Consider the following 1,133-nt stretch of genomic DNA (forward strand, 5'->3'; position numbering starts at 1 on the left):
CTGCTGCTCGCCCTGACCGCCGCGCTCGGCGGCGACGTCCTGGTGCCCCGCCCCTGCGCCGCCTGGTGGGCGCCGTACGCGCGCCTGCTGGGCAGACCCGTCTTCCACGTGGCGACCCCGGCCGAGTGCGGCGGTGTCCCCGACCCCTACGCCCTCCTGGAGACCGTGCGCAGGGTACGCGCCGAGGGCGGTGACCCGCGGCTGCTGGTGCTGTCCGTCGCCGACGACCCCACCGCCACCGTCGCCCCGCCGGAGGTCCTGCACGAGACCGTCGAGGCCGCCGCGGGCGAGGGCCTGCACCTGGTCAGCGACGAGACCTGGCGCGACACCGTGCACGCCCCGCACGAGACGGTCCTGCTCAGCCCCGCCGAGATGCTGCCCGACCGGGTCACCGTCGTCACCGACCTGGCCGGAAGCCTCCTCCCGGCCGGCTGGCCGGCCGCCTTCGCCCGCTTCCCGGCGAACGGCAGCGGCGACGGCCTGCACGCACGCGTGCTGGACATCCTGACCGCCCTCGGCGCCCGCGTCGCAGCCCCCGTCGCCGCGGTCGCCGCCCACGCCCTCGCCGAGCCCGAACCGGTCACCGCCCGCCGCGCCGCCGTAGGACACCTCCACGCGCGCGTGGCCGCCGCCGCGCACGCGGTGGCCGTCGGGGCGGGCGCGCTGTGCCGGCCCCCGCGGGCCGGCCGCCACCTCTACGTCGACCTCGGCCCCCTGCGGCCCGCGCTGGCCGCCCGGGGCGTCGGCGACGCCCAGGACCTGGAGGACTTCCTCACCGCCCGGCTCGGCATGCCCGCCCCCGGCGGGCACCGCTTCGGCGACGACCTCGGCGCGCTGCGCGCACGGCTGTCCACCGGCCCCCTGCTCGGTGGTACCGACGCGGAGCGCGCGGAATGCCTCACGTCACCCGCGCCGTTGGAACTGCCACATGTGCAACGCGCGTTGAACACCCTGGAGTCGGTCCTAGACGATCTCCGCGACGACGCTCAGCGATGGGAGCCTCCTCGATGACGCAGCAGTCCGAGTCGACCACGAGCACGCGCGTGGCCGACGAGCCCCTGGCCTCCTCCTTCGCGCCCGTGTCCCCGCCGCCGGCCGAGCCCCGCCCGCTGGGAGAGCGCAGAGCGTGGCCG

General features: G+C 77.6%; 1 protein-coding gene. It reads left to right on the forward strand.

Annotated features, from left to right (window positions below):
- Nucleotides 1-1,011: aminotransferase class I/II-fold pyridoxal phosphate-dependent enzyme (locus EHS43_RS44940; protein ID WP_125196097.1), on the forward strand; the 1,011-nt coding region annotated here is incomplete at its 5' end.
- Between the last annotated feature and the right edge of the window lie 122 nt (nt 1,012-1,133).

The sequence above is a fragment of the Streptomyces sp. RP5T genome, assembly GCF_003933965.1.
GTDB lineage: Bacteria > Actinomycetota > Actinomycetes > Streptomycetales > Streptomycetaceae > Streptomyces.